General features: G+C 70.1%; 14 protein-coding genes. 12 read left to right on the plus strand and 2 right to left on the minus strand.

Going from position 1 to position 18,382, the window contains the following annotated elements; genetic code table 11:
* The first annotated feature begins 12 nt into the window (after window positions 1-12).
* The 5 genes from purH (at window position 13) to P0Y48_00220 (ending at window position 7,615) form a co-directional block, all read left to right on the plus strand.
* Window positions 13-1,617, plus strand: a complete 1,605-nt coding sequence (gene purH / locus P0Y48_00200) for a bifunctional phosphoribosylaminoimidazolecarboxamide formyltransferase/IMP cyclohydrolase (protein ID WEK13665.1) — start codon at window positions 13-15, stop codon at window positions 1,615-1,617.
* A 55-nt stretch (window positions 1,618-1,672) separates the two neighbouring features.
* On the plus strand, window positions 1,673-3,172 hold the full coding sequence (locus P0Y48_00205; protein ID WEK13666.1) for an AlkA N-terminal domain-containing protein: 1,500 nt from the start codon (window positions 1,673-1,675) through the stop codon (window positions 3,170-3,172).
* The gene (locus tag P0Y48_00210; GenBank protein ID WEK13667.1) at window positions 3,169-3,651 is read left to right on the plus strand and encodes a methylated-DNA--[protein]-cysteine S-methyltransferase; all 483 of its coding nucleotides are present in this window, start codon (window positions 3,169-3,171) and stop codon (window positions 3,649-3,651) included. The genes P0Y48_00205 and P0Y48_00210 overlap by 4 nt, the downstream gene beginning before the upstream one ends.
* A gap of 323 nt (window positions 3,652-3,974) precedes the next feature.
* Window positions 3,975-5,804: an ABC transporter ATP-binding protein gene (locus P0Y48_00215; GenBank protein WEK13668.1), complete on the plus strand. Its 1,830-nt coding sequence runs from the start codon at window positions 3,975-3,977 to the stop codon at window positions 5,802-5,804.
* Complete coding sequence (locus tag P0Y48_00220) at window positions 5,801-7,615, plus strand: ABC transporter ATP-binding protein (protein ID WEK13669.1); 1,815 nt, start codon at window positions 5,801-5,803, stop codon at window positions 7,613-7,615. The genes P0Y48_00215 and P0Y48_00220 overlap by 4 nt, the downstream gene beginning before the upstream one ends.
* Before the next feature lie 211 nt (window positions 7,616-7,826).
* On the opposite strand, the gene P0Y48_00225 is transcribed toward P0Y48_00220, so the two are convergent.
* A complete protein-coding gene (locus P0Y48_00225) occupies window positions 7,827-8,279 on the minus strand; it encodes a GNAT family N-acetyltransferase (GenBank protein ID WEK13670.1) in 453 nt (150 codons plus the stop codon).
* Between the two features lie 153 nt (window positions 8,280-8,432).
* On the opposite strand from P0Y48_00225, the gene P0Y48_00230 reads away from it, so the two are divergent.
* Window positions 8,433-10,649, plus strand: a complete 2,217-nt coding sequence (locus P0Y48_00230) for an NADP-dependent isocitrate dehydrogenase (protein ID WEK13671.1) — start codon at window positions 8,433-8,435, stop codon at window positions 10,647-10,649.
* 113 nt (window positions 10,650-10,762) lie between these two features.
* Here P0Y48_00230 and P0Y48_00235 read toward each other — a convergent pair whose 3' ends face one another.
* Window positions 10,763-12,163, minus strand: a complete 1,401-nt coding sequence (locus tag P0Y48_00235) for a L,D-transpeptidase family protein (GenBank protein ID WEK13672.1) — start codon at window positions 12,161-12,163, stop codon at window positions 10,763-10,765.
* 148 nt (window positions 12,164-12,311) lie between these two features.
* Between P0Y48_00235 and P0Y48_00240 the strand changes: the two genes are divergently transcribed.
* The 6 genes from P0Y48_00240 (at window position 12,312) to P0Y48_00265 (ending at window position 18,382) form a co-directional block, all read left to right on the plus strand.
* Complete coding sequence (locus tag P0Y48_00240) at window positions 12,312-13,451, plus strand: ROK family transcriptional regulator (GenBank protein ID WEK13673.1); 1,140 nt, start codon at window positions 12,312-12,314, stop codon at window positions 13,449-13,451.
* A 66-nt stretch (window positions 13,452-13,517) separates the two neighbouring features.
* Window positions 13,518-14,798, plus strand: a complete 1,281-nt coding sequence (locus tag P0Y48_00245; GenBank protein ID WEK13674.1) for an extracellular solute-binding protein — start codon at window positions 13,518-13,520, stop codon at window positions 14,796-14,798.
* Window positions 14,799-14,862: 64 nt separating this feature from the next.
* The gene (locus P0Y48_00250) at window positions 14,863-15,825 is read left to right on the plus strand and encodes a sugar ABC transporter permease (GenBank protein ID WEK13675.1); all 963 of its coding nucleotides are present in this window, start codon (window positions 14,863-14,865) and stop codon (window positions 15,823-15,825) included.
* Complete coding sequence (locus P0Y48_00255) at window positions 15,822-16,664, plus strand: carbohydrate ABC transporter permease (GenBank protein ID WEK13676.1); 843 nt, start codon at window positions 15,822-15,824, stop codon at window positions 16,662-16,664. The genes P0Y48_00250 and P0Y48_00255 overlap by 4 nt, the downstream gene beginning before the upstream one ends.
* Before the next feature lies 1 nt (window position 16,665).
* A complete protein-coding gene (locus P0Y48_00260; protein ID WEK13677.1) occupies window positions 16,666-17,610 on the plus strand; it encodes an ROK family protein in 945 nt (314 codons plus the stop codon).
* Window positions 17,603-18,382, plus strand: coding sequence for a glucosamine-6-phosphate deaminase (locus P0Y48_00265; GenBank protein ID WEK13678.1), 780 nt, complete (start codon window positions 17,603-17,605; stop codon window positions 18,380-18,382). Before P0Y48_00260 ends, P0Y48_00265 begins: the two co-directional genes overlap by 8 nt.

Below are 18,382 nucleotides of genomic sequence, written 5' to 3' on the forward strand. Positions count from 1 at the left end.
AAGGAGCCCCCCATGGCCGGACCGACCATCGACCCTGCCCTCTACCGCCCCCGCGACCTCGTTCCGATCCGGCGCGCGCTCATCTCGGTGAGCGACAAGACGGGGCTCCTCCCGCTCGCCGAGGCGCTCGCCGCCGCGGGAGTCGAGATCCTCTCGACCGGAGGGTCGGCCGCGCTCCTGCGGGATGCCGGCATCGCCGTGACCGACGTCTCGGAGATCACCGGCTTCCCCGAGTCGCTGGGCGGCCGCGTCAAGACGCTCCACCCCCACGTGCACGCGGGCCTCCTCGCCGATCTGCGGTTGGAAGACCACGAGTCGCAGCTCAAGGAGCTCGGCATCGAGCCCTTCGAACTCGTGGTCGTGAACCTGTACCCGTTCGTCGAGACCGTGGCCTCGGGCGCCACGGGCGACGCCGTCGTCGAGCAGATCGACATCGGCGGTCCCGCGATGGTGCGCGCGTCGGCGAAGAACTTCGCCAACGTCGCCATCGTCGTCTCCCCGGAGTCCTACCCGGCGATCATCGAGGCGGTCGCCGGCGGCGGCACGAGCCTCGCGCAGCGACGTGACCTCGCGGCGCGCGCCTTCGCGCACACGTGCGAGTACGACCGGGCCGTCGCGACGTGGTTCGCGGAGGAGACGCTGTCCTCCGACGAGCTGCCGCAGCACCTGACGGTGAAGGCGGAGCGGCTCGCGACGCTCCGCTACGGCGAGAACTCGCACCAGCGCGCCGCGATCTACACGCGCCTGGGTGGCCACGGCATCGCGCAGGCCACGCAGCTGCAGGGCAAGGAGATGTCGTACAACAACTACGTCGACGCCGACGCCGCCCTGCGTGCGGCATTCGACCTCGTGAAGCCCGCCGTCGCGATCATCAAGCACGCGAACCCCTGCGGCATCGCGATCGGGGCGCCGAACGCGCTCGACCCGATCGCGTCGGCACACCTGCGTGCGCACGAGTGCGACCCGGTGTCGGCCTTCGGAGGCGTGATCGCCGCGAACCGCACGGTGACGCTGAAGATGGCCGAGAACCTGCGCGACATCTTCACGGAGGTGATCGTCGCCCCCGACTTCGAGCCCGAGGCCCTCGAGGTCTTCAAGCTCAAGAAGAACCTCCGCGTCCTGCGGCTGCCCGCCGACTGGAAGCAGGAGCGCATGGACGTGCGTCTCGTCTCCGGCGGACTGCTGCTCCAGGATGCCGATCGGTTCCCCGACGAGATCGAGTCGGTCGCCAAGGACTGGCAGCTGGTCTCCGGCGACCGCCCCGCCCCCGAGGAGCTCGAGGGCATGATCTTCGCGTGGAAGGCGTGCCGCGCCGTCAAGTCCAACGCGATCGTGCTCGCGCAGGGGTCGGCCACGGTCGGCATCGGTATGGGCCAGGTCAACCGTGTCGACTCCTGCCGCCTTGCGGTGGAGCGCGCCGGTGACCGGGCGGCCGGGTCGGTCGCGGCATCCGATGCGTTCTTCCCCTTCGCCGACGGCCCGCAGGTGCTCATCGACGCCGGGATCAAGACGATCATCCAGCCCGGCGGATCGGTGCGCGACCAGGAGGTCATCGACGCCGCGCGCGCGGCGAACGTGACGATGTTCTTCACGGGGGAGCGTCACTTCTTCCACTGATCGCGATGTCCGATTCCCGCGAGCGGGTGTCGGTGACGCGTGCGAGAGTGGAGGCATGACCGGCCCCGCGATCACGATGACGAGCGCGACGTTCGACGAGCGCTACCGCGCGATCGACGCCCGCGACGCGCGGTTCGACGGCCAGTTCGTCACGGCGGTGCGCTCGACCGGCATCTACTGCCGGCCGTCGTGCCCGGCGCGCACGCCGAAGCCGTCGCACGTGACGTTCTACCCGACGTCGGCGGCTGCGCACGAGGCCGGCTACCGCGCCTGCAAGCGGTGCCTGCCCGAGGCCGCCCCGGGCTCGCCGCAGTGGGATCTCCGGGGCGACACGGCCGCCCGGGCCATGCGGCTCATCGCCGAGGGCGTCGTCGAGCGAGAGGGCGTGCCGGGCCTTGCCGCGCGGTTGGGCTACTCGAGCCGGCATCTCACCCGCCTGCTCACGGCCGAGCTCGGCGCCGGCCCGCTTGCCCTCGCGCGCGCCCAGCGCGCGCACACGGCGCGCATGCTGCTCGTCGGCACCGATCTCGCCGCCGCCGACGTCGCGTTCTCCGCGGGCTTCGCGAGCGTGCGGCAGTTCAACGACACCGTGCGCGAGGTGTTCGGGCTCACCCCGACCGAGCTGCGCGCCCGACGCTCGGCGAAGGATGCCGCGACCGCCGCGCCCGGGGCCATCGATCTCGTCCTGCCCCATCGCGGACCCTTCGACGCCGACGGGCTGTTCCGGTGGATGGCGGTGCGGGCCGTGCACGGCGCGGAGGTCGCGACCGAGCGGTCCTTCGCGCGCACCCTCCGACTCGACGGCGGACCGGCCTGGTTCGAGGTGCGCCTCGACGCCGCGGGCCGTGTCCGGCTGCGCGCACGGCTCACGCATCTGCGCGATCTGGCGCCACTCGTGGCCCGTGCTCGCCGCCTGTTCGATCTCGACGCCGACCCGCTCGCCGTCGACGCCGCCCTCGCCGCGCATCCCGAGCTGGCCGCCCGCGTCGCCGCCGTGCCCGGCATCCGTGTTCCCGGCGCCGCCGACCCGCACGAGATGCTCATCCGGGCCATGGTGGGCCAGCAGATCACCGTCGCCGCCGCACGCACCGCGCTGACGGCGCTCACCGAGGCGCTGGGGGAGCGCGCCGACGCCTTCGAGGGAACCGATCGGCTCTTCCCGACGATGGCGGCGATCGCCGCGCACGGCGCCGACGTCCTGCGCGGTCCGGGCGCGCGCATCCGTGCGGTCACCGGCGCCGCGGAAGCGCTCGCGACCGGCGAGCTGACCCTCACGACCGCCGACGACGGCCCCGATCAGCGCGCGGCGCTGCTGGCGCGGCCGGGCATCGGTCCGTGGACCGCCGACTACGTCCGCATGCGCGTCACCGGCGATCCCGACATCACCCTCCCCGGCGACGTCGCGGTGCGATCGGGGGCAGCGCTTCTCGGCATCCCCTCGGATCCGCGCGGCTTCGACGCGTGGGCCGCGCGCACCGCGCCGTGGCGCAGCTACATGACCGCGCACCTCTGGCGCGCGCTCGACACCACCCCGCAGAACAGGAACTCCTCATGACCGCGATCATGCAGACCATCGACACCCCCGACGGACCGTTCACGATCCTCGCCGACGCGCGCCAGCGGGTGCTCGCGTCGGGGTGGACCGCCGACCCGGAGGCGATCCTCGCCCGGCTGAGCACGCCCCCGCAGGCGCGCGAAGGCGAGACGGATGCCGCCGCCGCTGTCGCGGCGTACTACGGCGGCGACATGGCAGCGATCGATGCGGTGCCGGTCGCCCAGACGGGCACCGCCCTGCAGCTGTCGGGGTGGGCGACCCTTCGGCGCATCGCACCGGGCGCGCCGCTCAGCTACACGGCGTTCGCCGCGGAGCTCGGCCGCCCCAGCGCCGTGCGCGCCGCGGCCTCCATCTGTGCGCGCAACGCGCCAGCGCTGTTCGTGCCGTGCCATCGAGTGCTCCGAGGCGACGGCAGCCTCGGGGGATTCGCGTGGGGCGTCGAGGTGAAGCGGAGTCTGCTGGCACGCGAAGCGGCCTGATCCGGAATCGGGTGTTGCGCTCAGCGTTTTCCCAGGCATAGGCTGGAGGGCTGTCGCGTCGTTCGCACGATGTGGCGGCGTCCCTGTCACCGACCCGAGGAGGAATCATGTCCCAGGCCATCGTCATCACGAAGCCGTCCTCTCTCGCCGTCGCCGGACGCGACCGGGCCTGACGCCCCGCTCCGCCTCACGCGGAGCACGCCCTCCTTCGGGAAGGCAGTGTCTCCACCCCGCGTTACGTTCGTCACGGTGACGAACCGCCTTTCCGCGCGCCTACGCCTCTCCGCCGACTCCGGCATCCGCTCCACCACCCCACAAGGATCATGACCTCTTCCACCGAGAGACCCTCCGCGACTCCGCGACTTTCCACTTTGCGGGCGCTCGCCCGCCTCTACCCGTACGCCAAACCGGTGCTGCCTCGGCTCGTGCTGGGTGCCGTCAGCGCGCTCATCGCGAGCCTGCTGGCCCTCGCCATCCCGCTCGTGCTCGAGGTCGTCGTCGCGGGCCCCATCGCTTCGGGAGACCTCACGCAGCTCGCGTGGGGCGCCGGCGCCGTGCTGGTGCTCGGCCTCCTCGAGGCACTCATGGTGTGGGCTCGCCGCTACTTCGTGATGGCCCCCGCGACCAAGGTCGAGTACGACCTGCGCACCGGCTTCTACGAGCGGCTGCAGCGCCTGCCCGTCTCCTTCCACGACAAGTGGCAGTCGGGGCAGCTCCTCAGCCGCATGATGCAGGACATCAGCATGATGCGCCGCTGGATGGCGTTCGGCCTCGTGCTGCTCGTGGTCAACATGCTCACGATCCTCGTCGGCGCGGTGCTCCTGTTCCGCTGGCACTGGCTGCTGGGCGCGACCTTCCTCGTCGTGTGCGCGCCGCTGTGGTACGCCGGCTACCGGTTCGAGAAGACCTACGGCACCCTCGCCCGGCAGAGCCAGGACCAGGCGGGCGACCTCGCGACGTCGGTCGAGGAGTCCGTCCACGGCATCCGCGTGCTCAAGGCGTTCGGGCGCGGCAAGCACGCGCTGGTGAAGTTCACCCGCCAGGCCGAGACGCTGCGCGAGACCGAGCTGAGCAAGGCGCGCGCGATCGGCTGGATCTGGTTCTGGCTCGTACTGCTCCCGGACATCGCGTTCGCGCTGTGCCTGGGCGTCGGCATCCTGTTGATCCAGACCGACCAGCTGCAGATCGCGGAGCTCGTCGCGTTCTTCGCGATGGCCACCGTGCTGCGCTGGCCGATGGAGTCCATCGGCTTCCTGTTCTCGTTCCTGCTCGACGCGCGCACGGCCACCGACCGCATCTTCGAGGTCTTCGACGAGGAGAACACCATCGTCGACCCCGAGAGCCCGGTCGACGCCGCCGTCTCCCGTGGCGCGCTCACCTTCGAGGGTGTCCACTTCCGCTACCAGGACGCGGCCGACACCGAGCGCGACCTGCTCGACGGCATCGACCTCGCCCTTCTCCCGGGCGAGACGATGGCGCTCGTGGGGCTCACCGGTTCGGGCAAGACCACGCTCACGACCCTGCCCGCGCGCCTCTACGACGTGACGCAGGGCCGGGTCGCCGTCGACGGGATCGACGTGCGCGACCTGCCGCTGAAGAAGCTGCGCACGGTCGTCGGCATGGCCTTCGAAGACGCCACGCTCTTCTCGCAGACCGTCCGTGAGAACGTGCTGCTCGGCAGGGAAGACCTCGAGGTCGGCAGCGAGGAGGCCGAAGCCGTCATGCGCGAGGCGCTCGCCGTCGCCCAGGCCGGGTTCGTCGACGACCTCCCTCACGGTGCCGACACGGTCATCGGCGAGGAAGGCCTGTCGCTCTCGGGCGGTCAGCGCCAGCGGCTCGCGCTCGCCCGTGCGGTCGCCGCCCGCCCCGCGGTGCTCGTGCTCGACGACCCGCTGTCGGCGCTCGACGTCGACACCGAGGCCCTCGTCGAAGACGCGCTGCGCGAGGTGCTGCACGAGACCACCGCGCTCGTGGTCGCGCACCGCCCCTCGACGGTGACGCTCGCCGACCGGGTCGCGCTGCTCGAAGACGGGCGCATCACGGCCGTGGGTACCCACTCCGAGCTGCTGCGCTCCAGCGAGCACTACCGCCACGTGATCTCGAGTCTCGAAGACGAACAATCCCGCCAGCGGGAGAGGGAGGTGAACCTGTGAGCTCCACGGTCACCGGAACCAGCGGCGAAGACCGCTCCGACTACACGCGCGAAGAATCGCGCGCCATCCGTCAGCGTTCGCTGCGTCTGCTCGGCTCGCTCGTGCAGCCGCTGCGGCCGCAACTCGTGCTGGCGGCGACGGTGCTCGTCGTGTCCACCGCGCTGCGCGTGGCTGGCCCCGCGCTCATCGCCTACGGCATCAACCAGGCGCTGCCCAAGGTGCTCTCCGTGGGCGACTGGATGCCGACGGCTGTCGTCGTGCTCGTCTACCTCGTCGCCGGCATCGGCGGCGCCGCCCTCATCGGGTGGTACGCGGTCGTGGCGGCCCGCTTGACGCAGGCCGTCATGCTCGATCTGCGCAAGCGCATCTTCCTGCACACGCAGCGCCTCAGTCTGGAGTTCCACGAGTCCTACACGTCGGGCCGGATCATCTCGCGCCAGACCAGCGACCTCGACTCCATCCGCGAGCTGCTCGACGGCGGACTCAACGAGCTCGTCTCCGGTGTGCTCTACGGCGGGTTCACCCTCATCGCGCTCCTGTTGCTCGACTGGCACTCCGGCGTCATCCTCCTCGTGATGGGCATCCCGCTGTGGTTCGTCATGCGGTGGTTCTACCTGAACTCGCAGCGGGTGTACCGCGAGTCGCGCGTCGTGAGCGCCAAGGTGATCGTCAAGTTCGTCGAGACCATGACCGGCATCCGTGCCGTCAAGGCGTTCCGCAAGGAGACGCGCAACGACGACGAGTTCGGCGACCTGTCGAGCCAGTACCGCGACGTGAACCTCCGCTCGATCCGCCTGTTCGGCATCTTCGAGCCGGCCATGATGGCGGTCGCGTCGATCTCGGTCGCGCTCGTGCTGCTGTGGGGCGGCATCCGCGTGGCGGAGGGCACGATCCTCGTGGGCACCCTGCTCGCCGGAGTTCTCTACGTCCGCAACTTCTTCTCCCCGCTGCAGGAGATCGCGTTCTTCCTGAACTCCTACCAGTCGGCGACGGCCGCGCTGGAGAAGGTGTCGGGCGTCCTGGAGGAGGAGCCGACGGTGCCCGATCCGGCGAAGCCCGTCGATCTGTGGACGGCGAAGGGGCACATCGAGTTCCGCGACGTGACGTTCGGCTACTCCGACGACCGCACGATCCTGCCGCACTTCTCGCTGGACATCCCGGCGGGGCAGACGATCGCGCTCGTCGGTACGACCGGCGCCGGCAAGTCGACGCTCGCCAAGCTGGTGTCGCGTTTCTACGACCCGTCGAAGGGTGCCGTCACACTCGACGACGTCGACCTGCGGTCGCTGCATCCCAAGGACCTTCGCCGCGCGATCGTCATGGTCACGCAAGAGGCGTACCTGTTCAGCGGGACGGTCGCCGACAACATCGCGCTCGGCAAGCCCGACGCGACGATGGACGAGATCCGCGCCGCGGCGCGTGCGGTCGGGGCGCACGACTTCATCGAGCGACTGCCCGACGGCTATGCGACCGACGTGAACAAGCGCGGTGGTCGGGTGTCGGCAGGTCAGCGTCAGCTGATCTCGTTCGCGCGCGCGTTCCTCGCCGATCCGGCGGTGCTCATCCTCGACGAGGCCACGGCATCCCTCGACATCCCGTCGGAGCGGCAGATCCAGGACGCGTTGCAGACCCTCCTCGCCGACCGAACGGCGATCATCATCGCGCACCGCTTGTCGACGGTCGCGATCGCCGACCGGGTGCTCGTCATGGAGCACGGTCGCATCATCGAGGACGACTCCCCGGAGGTGCTGATCTCGGGAACGGGCAAGTTCGCGCAGCTGCACGCCGCCTGGCGGGAGTCGCTGGTCTAGCGGCAGCGAGGTGGCGTAGCGGAGGAGATCCGCGTAACGGAGGGCGGATGCCGGTCAGGCACCCTCCGATACGCGGATCTCCTCCGTTGTGCCGCCAGGTGCGCCCGCCATCGCCGGGCGCACCGAGGGCGGCGAGGCACCGTTGGGGGAGGGTATACGAGTGCCTCGCCGCCGGCCGGAATCCCACGGCGGTGGGAGAGGGAAGTGCTGGTCAGAGCCGAATTTCGGCGACAACCTCGCCGTACTCGGTCTCATCCACCGGTGTGAAGCCGACGCGGCGGAAGAACGCCTCGGGGCCCCCTTCACCGGCTTCGTAGATGACGTTGACGTGGTCCATGTCGCGGCTGCGGGCTTCGTCGAGCAGCTGCTCGACGGCGAAGCGCCCGACACCTCGGCCCTGGTCGTCGGCGTCGACGTTGATGCGCCACAGCACGGAGCGGAAATGCTCCTGAGGCGCCTCGGGGTCGAAGTTCGCGCTGACGAAGCCCACGACCTCGTTCTCGTCGAGGACCACCCGCTGCCACGCGGTGGCCGGGTTGATGACCGCCGCCGCGACAGCGTAGCTCGTGGGTGCGAGGAACTGCTCCTGACCGGGCTTGAGCGACATCGCGTTGACGGCCACGATGGTCGCGGCCGACAGTTCCACCAGGCGCAGCTCGGTCATGGGGCCAGGCTACCCGGCGGGATGCCGTGTCGCACTCCCCGATTCTCGAGATATCTCGACGTCGAGATATCTTCGCGGGTCGTGCGATAGGCTGGAGCACGGCGCCGCGAGGCCCTCAGTCGCTCGTTCCGACGCTCATCAGGAGAGACACCCGTGCCCGATTCCACCATCATCTACACGCACACCGACGAGGCGCCCGCGCTTGCGACGGCCTCGTTCCTGCCGATCGTCCGCGCGTTCGCCGGGCAGGCGGGCGTGGAGCTCGAGACCCGCGACATCTCGCTCGCCGGTCGCATCCTCGCCGCGTTCCCGCAGCGGCTCACGCCCGAGCAGCAGGTAGGCGACGCGCTCGCCGAGCTGGGCGGTCTCGCCACGCTCCCCGAGGCGAACATCATCAAGCTGCCGAACATCTCGGCATCCATCCCTCAGCTGAAGGCGGCCATCGCCGAGCTGCAGGCCCAGGGCTACGACATCCCCGACTACCCCGACGAGGCAGCGACGGTCGAGGAGAAGGACATCCGCGCCCGCTACGACCGCATCAAGGGCTCGGCGGTGAATCCCGTGCTGCGCGAGGGCAACAGCGATCGCCGCGCGCCGCTGTCGGTGAAGAACTACGCGCGCAAGCACCCGCACCGCAACAAGCCGTTCCCCGCGGGCTCGAAGACGCGCGTGGCCACCATGGGCCACGACGACTTCCGCAGCAACGAGAAGTCCTGGGTCGCCGCGCACGACGACGTGCTGACCATCCGTCACGTCGCCGCCGACGGCACCGAGACGGTGCTCAAGGACAACCTGAAGGTGCTGCCGCGCGAGATCATCGACGCGACCTTCCTCTCGGCGGCCGCGCTCGACGCTTTCCTCGCCGCCACCCTCGAGTCCGCCTCCGCCGACGACGTGCTCTACTCGGTGCACCTCAAGGCGACGATGATGAAGGTCAGCGACCCGATCATCTTCGGTCACGTCGTGAATGCGTTCTTCGCCGACGTGTTCGCGCGGTTCGGAGACCGCATCGCCGAGGCAGGCCTCACGCCGAACAACGGCCTCGGCTCGATCCTCGCGGGACTCGGCGAGGTCGATGGCGGCGAGGAGATCCGCGCCGCGTTCCTGGCGCGACTGCAGGAAGGTCCGCGCCTGTCCTACGTCAACAGCGACAAGGGCATCACCAACCTCCACGTCCCGTCGGACGTCATCGTCGACGCGTCGATGCCGGCCCTCGTGCGCAACGGCGGCAAGCTGTGGGGCGCCGACGGCGGCGAGGCCGACACGCTCGCCGTCATCCCCGATTCGTCCTACGCCGGTGTCTACCAGGCCGTCATCGACGACGTGATCGCCAACGGGCCGCTCGACCCCGCCACGATCGGCACCGTCCCGAACGTGGGTCTCATGGCGCAGGCGGCCGAGGAGTACGGCAGCCACGACAAGACCTTCGAGATCGCTGCGCCCGGCGTCGTGCAGATCGTCGACGGCTCGGGCGAGGTCGTCATCGAGCATGACGTCGAGGCCGGCGACATCTGGCGCGCGACGCAGACGAAGTACCTGCCCGTCGTCGACTGGGTCAAGCTCGCGGTCGGTCGTGCCCGTGCGACGGGCGTGCCCGCCGTGTTCTGGCTCGACGTCAACCGCGCACACGACGCCCAGATCATCGCGAAGGTCTACCAGGCTCTCGCCACGCTCGACACGCACGGCGTGGAGATCTCGATCCTGTCGCCCGCCGAGGCCACGCGCTACACCCTCGCTCGCATGCGTCACGGCCTCGACACCATCTCGGTCACCGGCAACGTGCTGCGCGACTACCTCACCGACCTGTTCCCGATCCTCGAAGTCGGCACGAGCGCCAAGATGCTCTCGATCGTGCCGCTCCTGGCCGGCGGCGGACTGTTCGAGACGGGTGCCGGCGGCTCGGCCCCCAAGCACGTCCAGCAGCTCGTCGAGGAGGACTACCTCCGCTGGGATTCGCTGGGGGAGTTCTTCGCGCTCGCGGCCTCCTTCGAGCACCTGTCGGAGTACACCGGGAACGCGAAGGCGAAGATCCTCGCCAACACGCTCGACGCAGCCACCGGCACCTTCCTCGAAGAGGACAAGTCGCCCGGTCGCGCGCTGGGCACGATCGACAACCGGGGCAGCCACTTCTACCTCGCGCTGTACTGGGCGCAGGAGCTCGCGCGGCAGACGGCGGATGCCGAACTGGCCGCCGCTTTCGCCCCCGTCGCGGAGACCCTCGCCGCACACGAGCAGGCGATCGTCGCCGAGCTCGTCGCCGTGCAGGGCAAGCCGGTCGACATCGGCGGCTACTACCACCCCGACACGCAGAAGGTCGAGGCCGTGATGCGGCCGTCCGCGACGCTCAACGGCGTCATCGACGCCCTGTAATCAGGCACGCCCCGAGAGGGCGACGACGAAGGCGGCCCGAGCCATCCGAGAGGATGCCGGGCCGCCTTCGTGCGGGTCGGTCTGATGTACGGGTGGTGCCTGTCGGCGCTGGCTCAGGCGTGAATCCACACGTCGACGCCCACCGGCGACCAGTCGTAGATCTTCTTGGCCTTCGCGGGCGGCATGTTGACGCAGCCGGCGCTCATGACGTTGCCGAAGTTGTTGTGCCAGTAGGCGCCGTGGAACGCCTGGTTGCCGTTGAAGTACATGACCCACGGCACATCTTCCTGCGTGTACTTCTTGCCCGAGTCGCGCGCGGTGCCCTGCATGTCCTGCGACGCCGTCTTCCAGCCGATCGAGTAGTGCCCCTGGTAGGTGACCGCGCCGGGGCGTCCGCTGGAGATGAGCCAGGTGTCGACGACCTTGCCGTTCTCCTTGAGGTAGAGCCGCTGCTTGCTGAGGTCGACCTCGAGGAGCCGCTCGAGTTCGGTCGTCTTCTGCGGCGTGACGGCGACGGGGAGCGCGTAGACGCCGGAGCCGGTGGCGAGCTGTGCGGCGAAGGCCGCCGCGACACCGGAGGTGTCGCCGAGGACGCGTCCGTCCTGCCCCGCGACGATCTCGCTGAGGACGTCGCCCGCGGCGTTGGTCACGACCGTCCCGTCGACGACCTTCTGATCGATGTCCAGTGAGTCGACGACCTCCTGGATGCGGGCGGCGTCGGCGGTGACGACGAACTCGCCGGCATCGTCGGTGGAGATCGTGAGCCACGACGCGGCATCCGCCGGGCTCACCGCGACCGTGCGCTCCTCGCCGACGTAGAACCCGATCTCGTCGAGCATCGCGTTGAGGCGGTCGGCGGCGGCCTGCGCCTTCTCGGTGGTGGCAGCCGCGGACACGGGCACCACCGTCGCGTCGATGACGATGTCGGAGCGACCCGACGAGAACGCGTCCTGGAGCGCGGCCGTCACGACGTCGAGGTCGATGCCGCGGCCGTCGACGGCGGGCGTGACGGTATACGCGTCGTCCGCGAAGACGATCGCGGCGGGGGTGGGAGCGGTGAAAGATCCGGGCGCGATCTGCTGGAGCGCGGCCGTCGCGGTGGTCGCGTCGAGGTCGATGTCGGCGTCGGCCGTGTCGCCGAACCACTGTGCGACGTTCCAGAGCGGACGGTCGTGATACGCCTGGCCCGCGAGCGTCCCGGCATCCACGATCGCGCCGAGCTGGGCACCGGTGACGCTTGGACCGCCCTCGCCGAGGGTGACGGTCGTGCTCGCGAGGCGCTGTGCGATGGCATCGCTGGCGGCACCGGCCGTGAGGAAGCCGACGGGCACACCGGCGACCGCGGTGCCCGGCGCGATGAGGACGAGGGATGCCGCCACGAGTCCGACCGTAGCGGCGGCGGCGGGAATGCCGATGCGCAGTCCCCATCGACGGCGCTTCGGCGCGGGCGATGCGGGCGCCCACTGCAGCGCCGGGGCGGGCGCTTCGGGGGTCGTCTCGGTCGGATCGGTCACGGGCCCATGGTACGCGAGCCGGTCGGGAAGGAGCCGAGAATCGGCGGCTCAGCGCGATTCGACGGCGAATGTAACGGTTTTGTAAATGATCCTGCCGAATTCCGAGAAGCCGTTGCGCGGTGGGAGTTCGTAAGGTCTACTAACAAACATGACGGCATCCGACGTGCGCTCCCTCCCGCCTCGTGGCATTCGCCACGCGACGAAGGTGCTGCCCGAGCACGCCCGAGCGCACAACCGCTCGCTCGTGCTCCAGACCCTCTTTCACCAGGGGGCCATGAGCCGCGCCGACCTGTCGCGCGAGACCGGCCTCACGCGGGTGACCATCTCCGACCTCATCAGCGAGCTCATCGCCGACGGCTACGTCATCGAACGCGGCCTGCGAGAAGTGTCGGGCCCGGGCAAGCCCGCCATCCTCGTCGACCTCGACCGCGAAGGGCACCGGATCGTCGGCCTCGACCTGTCCGGCACTGACCGGTTCCTCGGAGCGGTGCTCACCCTCGACGGCGAGATCGTCGCGCGCCACGACGTGCCCGTCCCCGCCGGCCCGGCGGAGATCCTGAGCGTCGTCACCTCGCTCGCCCGCGACCTCGTCGCCGACGCCCACGCTCCCGTGCTGGGCATCGGCGTCGGCACCCCCGGCATCGTCGACGACAGCGGCGTCGTGCTGACCGCACCCAACTTCGCGTGGACCGAGGTCGACGTCGAAGGGGCGCTGTCGGGCGAGCTCGACCTCCCCGTCCTCGTCGCCAACGACGCCAACGCCGCCGTGCTCGCCGAATACACCTTCGGTGGCGCCCCCGACGACGTGCTTCTCGTGCGCGTCGGTCGCGGTGTCGGCTCGGGACTGTTGTCCGGTGGCGTGCCGATGCGGGGGAGCCGGTTCGCGGCGGGCGAGATCGGCCATGTGACCGTGGGCACCGACGGCGGCCCCCGCTGCGTATGCGGCAAGGTGGGCTGCCTCGAGGCGTGGCTGTCCGTGCCGGCTCTCGAGAAGCGCCTCGCGGAAGACGACGCGGATGTCGACGGCATCCTGCGCGACGCCGGCGAACGCCTCGGCATCGCCCTCGCGCCCATCGTCGGCGCACTCGATCTGTCGGAGATCGTGCTCTCCGGCCCCCTCGAACTTCTCGACGGCGCGCTCGCACAGGCGACCGTCGAGACGCTCCGCACACGGACGCTCGCCGAGTTCCACGACGGCGTGCGGGTGCGGATGACGGCGCAAGGCGAGGACATCGTCCTCCGCGGCGCCGCCGTCATGGTCCTGTCAGGACGCCTCGGCGTCTCCTGACACCCGGCATCACCCATCCCGGACGGCATCCCTCCGGAACACCAAGAGAAAACGAAGGAAGACACCATGAACAAGAAGCTCGGAGCCCTTGCGCTCATCGGCGCTTCGGCTGTCGTTCTCGCAGGCTGCGCGGGCGGCGGAGCAACGACGCCCACGTCCGCGGGCACGCCGGAGCCGGGAGAGCTGCGCGTGTGGCTCGTCGGCACCGACACCCCGCAGGAAGCGCGCGACTACCTCACCGAGACGTTCGCGGCGGAGAACCCCGGCAGCACCCTGGTCATCGAAGAGCAGCAATGGACCGGTCTCGTGGACAAGCTGACCACGAGCCTGTCCTCCAACGACAGCCCCGACATCGTCGAGATGGGCAACACGCAGGCCGCCGCGTTCACGTCGGCGGGGGCGCTCCTCGACCTCAGCGACATCCAGGAGCAGCTGGGCGGCTCCGACCTCCTCGACGGGTTCGTCGAGGCCGGTTCGTGGGACGGCAAGCTCTACGCCGCGCCGTACTACTCGGGCGCCCGCGTCGTCTTCTACAACACGGCCCAGTACGAGGAGGCCGGCGTCGCCGTGCCGACGACGCTCGACGAGTACGTCTCCAACGGCGTCACGCTCGCCGACTCGCTCGACGGGGTCTCCGGCGTCTACTTCCCGGGCAAGGACTGGTACAACGCCCTGCCCTTCATCTGGGAGAACGGCGGCGAGGTCGCCGTGCAGAACGACGACGGCAGCTGGGACGCGCAGTTCTCGTCGGAGGGCTCGCTCGCCGGCATCGCTCAGGTGCAGGAGCTCATGACGAAGGCGTCGCTCGCCGCGAAGGACGGCGACGAGACCGAGGCCTGGGTGCCGTTCCGCACCGAGAAGGCCGCGACCCTCTCGGTTCCGAGCTGGGCCTACTGGTCGATCGTGGCCGACGAAGACCAGAAGGAGACGGCGCTGACCGACACGCTCGGCTACTTCGCCCTCCCGGGCAAGGACGGCGGCGCCGCGCAGGTGTTCGCCGGCGGCTCGAACGTCGGCATCGCCGCGAAGTCGGCACACCCGGAGCTCGCCAAGAGCGCCCTGGAGATCATGCTGAGCGACGAGTACCAGACGATCCTCGCCAAGGCGGGACTCGTGCCGGCCAAGAAGTCGCTGGGCGCGAACGTCGCGGCGGCGACCCCCGAGCTCGCCACGGTCATCGCGGATGCCGCGGCGAACGCGAAGCTGACCCCCGCCTCGCCCAAGTGGGCCGACGTCGAAGCGAAGGGCCTCCTGCAGGACTTCTTCGTCAAGGTCGCCAACGGCGGTGACATCGCGTCGCTGGCCGCCGAGCTCGACACCCAGATCGAGTCCATCCTCAACGGTTGACCGATCCCGTTCCCCCGGGGCGTCGGACGCCCCGGGGGAACTCCCCACACAGAAGGACGAGACCGTGTCGGCCTCCACCACCCTCCCCCTCACGGCGACGAGCAGTCCGCCGCCGGCCCCGGCCACACCTCGCCGCCGCCGGTTCAGCGCCACGCCGCTGGCCCTGCTGCTCCCGTCGCTGGTCATGCTGGTCGTCTTCATCGGCTGGCCGCTCGTGCAGCTCGTGATGATGTCGTTCCAGAAGTACGGCCGCGAGCAGATCTTCGGTGCTCCCGCCGACTTCATCGGCATCGACAACTACGTCAGCGTGCTCACCGACCCGGAGTTCTGGGTGGTGCTGGGCCGCAGCGTCGGTCTCTGCCTCGTGAGCGTGGCCGCCACGATGGTGCTCGGCGTGTCGATCGCCCTGCTCATGCGGGCGCTCGGGTCGGTCATGCGCACCGTCGTGTCGGTGGGGCTGCTGCTGGCGTGGGCCATGCCGGCGCTCACCGCCACGATCGTCTGGGGGTGGATCTTCGACACCGACTACGGTCTCGTCAACTACTTCCTCACTCAGGTGACGGGCACCGACTGGACCGGTCACAGCTGGCTGAGCGATCCGCTGAGCTTCTTCGCGGTCGCCGCCATCATCATCACGTGGGGCGCGATCCCCTTCGTGGCCTTCTCGACCTACGCGGGTCTGACTCAGGTGCCCGACGAGGTCATGGAGGCGGCCTCGCTCGACGGTGCGGGCGGGTGGCAGCGCTTCCGGCTCATCGTCGTCCCGTACGTGAAGTCGATCCTCATCGTCCTGTTGATCCTGCAGGTGATCTGGGATCTGCGCGTGTTCGCGCAGATCTACGCGCTGCAGACGATCGGCGGTGTCCGAGCCGACACGAACACGATCGGCGTCTACATCTACAGCGTCTCGATGGCGACCGGCGATCTCGGGTCGGGCGGTGCGATCGCAGTGATCCTCGTGCTCATCCTGCTGGCGATCTCCGCCGCCTACATCCGCACGATGCTGAAGTCGGAGGAGGAACTGTGAGCGCGCGCACGACTCGCCGGGCGCGGCGTCTTCTCCTCAATCTCGCGGCGCTCGCCGTGTTCGTCTGCTCGGTCTTCCCGGTCTACTGGATGGTGAACACCGCCTTCCTGCCCGGCTCCGCCGTCCGAAGCGAGACGCCGCACCTGTGGCCGGACGAGTTCACGCTGCGCTCGTTCGTCGCGGCGTGGAACGACGGCGGGTTCCTCCCGGCGCTCGGCGTCTCGCTCGCCGTCACGATCCTCACGGTCGTCACCGCGCTGCTGTTCGCCTTCCTGGCGTCGATCGCCGTCTCCCGCTACCGCTTCCGCTCCCGCAAGTCCTTCATCATCGCGATCCTCGTGATCCAGATGATCCCCGCCGAAGCCATGATCATCTCGACGTTCCGGGTGCTCGACGGGTGGCAGCTGCTGAACACGATCGTCGGTCTGTCGGCCGTCTACATCGCCATGGTGCTGCCGTTCACGATCTGGACGCTCCGCGGCTTCGTCAACGGGGTGCCCGCCGACCTCGAGGAGGCGGCGATGATCGACGGCTGCAGCCGGAACCAGGCCTTCTGGCGGGTCACGTTCCCGCTGCTGGCTCCGGGGCTCGTCTCCACCGGCATCTTCGCGTTCATCCAGGCCTGGAACGAGTTCGTCTTCGCGCTGGTGATCATGACCCGGCCCGAGTCGCAGACGCTGCCCATCTGGCTCCGCAGCTTCGTGCAGGCGACCAAGGCCACCGACTGGGCGGTCGTGATGGCCGGCTCGACGCTGATGGCGATCCCCGTCGTCGTGTTCTTCCTGATCGTTCAGGGACGCATGACCAGCGGCCTGGTCTCCGGAGCGGTGAAGGGCTGACATGCGTCTCGGATTCGACGTCGGCGGCACCAAGACCGACGCAGTGGCCGTCGCGCCCGACGGTGAGATCGTCGCGCGTCTGCGCCGGCCGACCGGGTGGGGCGCGGATGCCGTGGTGGGCACGATCGCCGACGCGGTGGTCGCGCTCTGCGCCGACATCGGCCACGCGCCGTCGGAGCTGGACTCGATCGGCATCGGCATCCCGGGCCAGGTCGCCGAGGGCACGGCGCGCATCTCGCACGCGGTGAACCTCGGGATCGAGACGCTCGACCTCGGCGCCGCCGTCGGTCCGCTCTTCGGCGTGCCGGTGCGCGCGGAGAACGACGTGAAGGCAGCGGCGGTCGGCGCCTTCGCGCTCCGGCGCCGGGCGAGAGCGCGGGAGGCATCCGGGAGCCTGGCCTACCTCAACCTGGGAACGGGTGTCGCGGCCGGCATCGTGCGCGACGGCCGCCTGTGGCGCGGTGCGCGCGGCACGGCCGGCGAGGTCGGGCACATTCCCGTCGATCCGCGCGGGCCCCGCTGCCGGTGCGGCCAGCGCGGGTGCATCGAGGCGCTGGCGGGCGGCGGTGCCGTGGCCCAGCGCTGGGGGGAGCCCGGCATCCTTCCCGTTCGCGATGTGTTCGACGCGGCGGATGCCGGTGACCCGACGGCCGACGGGCTCCGCCGCGATCTCGCCTACGGCGTGGCGGCGGCCGTCCGCATCCTCGTGCTGACGGAGGATGCGGAGACCGTCGTGCTCGGCGGGGGACTGACGGCGCTCGGCGATCGTCTGCTCGCACCGCTCGTGGCGGAGCTCGAGGCCAGCGCGGCGGAGTCGACGTTCCTGCGGTCGCTGCACCTTCCCGAACGCATCGAACTCCTGCCGCCGGGTTCGCCCGCGGCAGCCTTGGGCGCCGCCCTCATCGGCGCGACCGCACACGAACAGGAGGTCCTCGCGCATGGCTGAGGTCGTCATCGTCCCCACTCCGACCGCGGCGGGAGAACTCGTCGCCGACGAGATCGTCCGGCTCGTCCGGTCCCGCCCGGACGCCGTGCTGGGACTCGCGACCGGTTCGACGCCCCTGCCGGTCTACACGGCGCTGCGCCCGCGGCTCGCCGGCGTCGACGTCAGCCGCGTGCGCGGTTTCGCGCTCGACGAGTACGTCGGCATCGATCCTCGGCACCCGGAGAGCTACCGGTCGGTGATCACGCGCGAGGTGGTCGAGCCGCTGGGGCTCGATCCGGAGCGTATCCGCACGCCCGACGGCAGCCTCGACGGGATCGAGCACGCCGGAGAGGATTACGAGACGGCGATCGCCGCTGCCGGCGGCGTCGACCTCCAGCTCCTCGGGATCGGCACGTCGGGTCACATCGGCTTCAACGAGCCGGGCTCGTCGTTCGCGTCGCGCACGCGGGTCAAGACCCTCATCGAGCAGACCCGTGCCGACAACGCCCGCTTCTTCGACTCGATCGACGACGTTCCCCGGCACTGCATCACGCAGGGCCTCGGCACGATCCTCGACGCCCGGCATCTGTTCCTGCTGGCGTTCGGGGAGGGCAAGGCGGATGCCGTCGCGGGCGCGGTGGAGGGACCGGTGACCTCGTCGCTGCCCGGATCGGCGATCCAGCTGCACCCGCACGTGACCGTCGTCGTCGACGAAGCGGCCGCCTCCCGGCTGCGCAACGCCGACTACTACCGGTATGCCTTCGCCCATAAGCCCGCCTGGCAGGGATTCTGA

It is taken from the genome of Candidatus Microbacterium phytovorans (assembly GCA_029202445.1).
In the GTDB taxonomy this organism is placed as follows: Bacteria; Actinomycetota; Actinomycetes; order Actinomycetales; family Microbacteriaceae; genus Microbacterium; species Microbacterium phytovorans.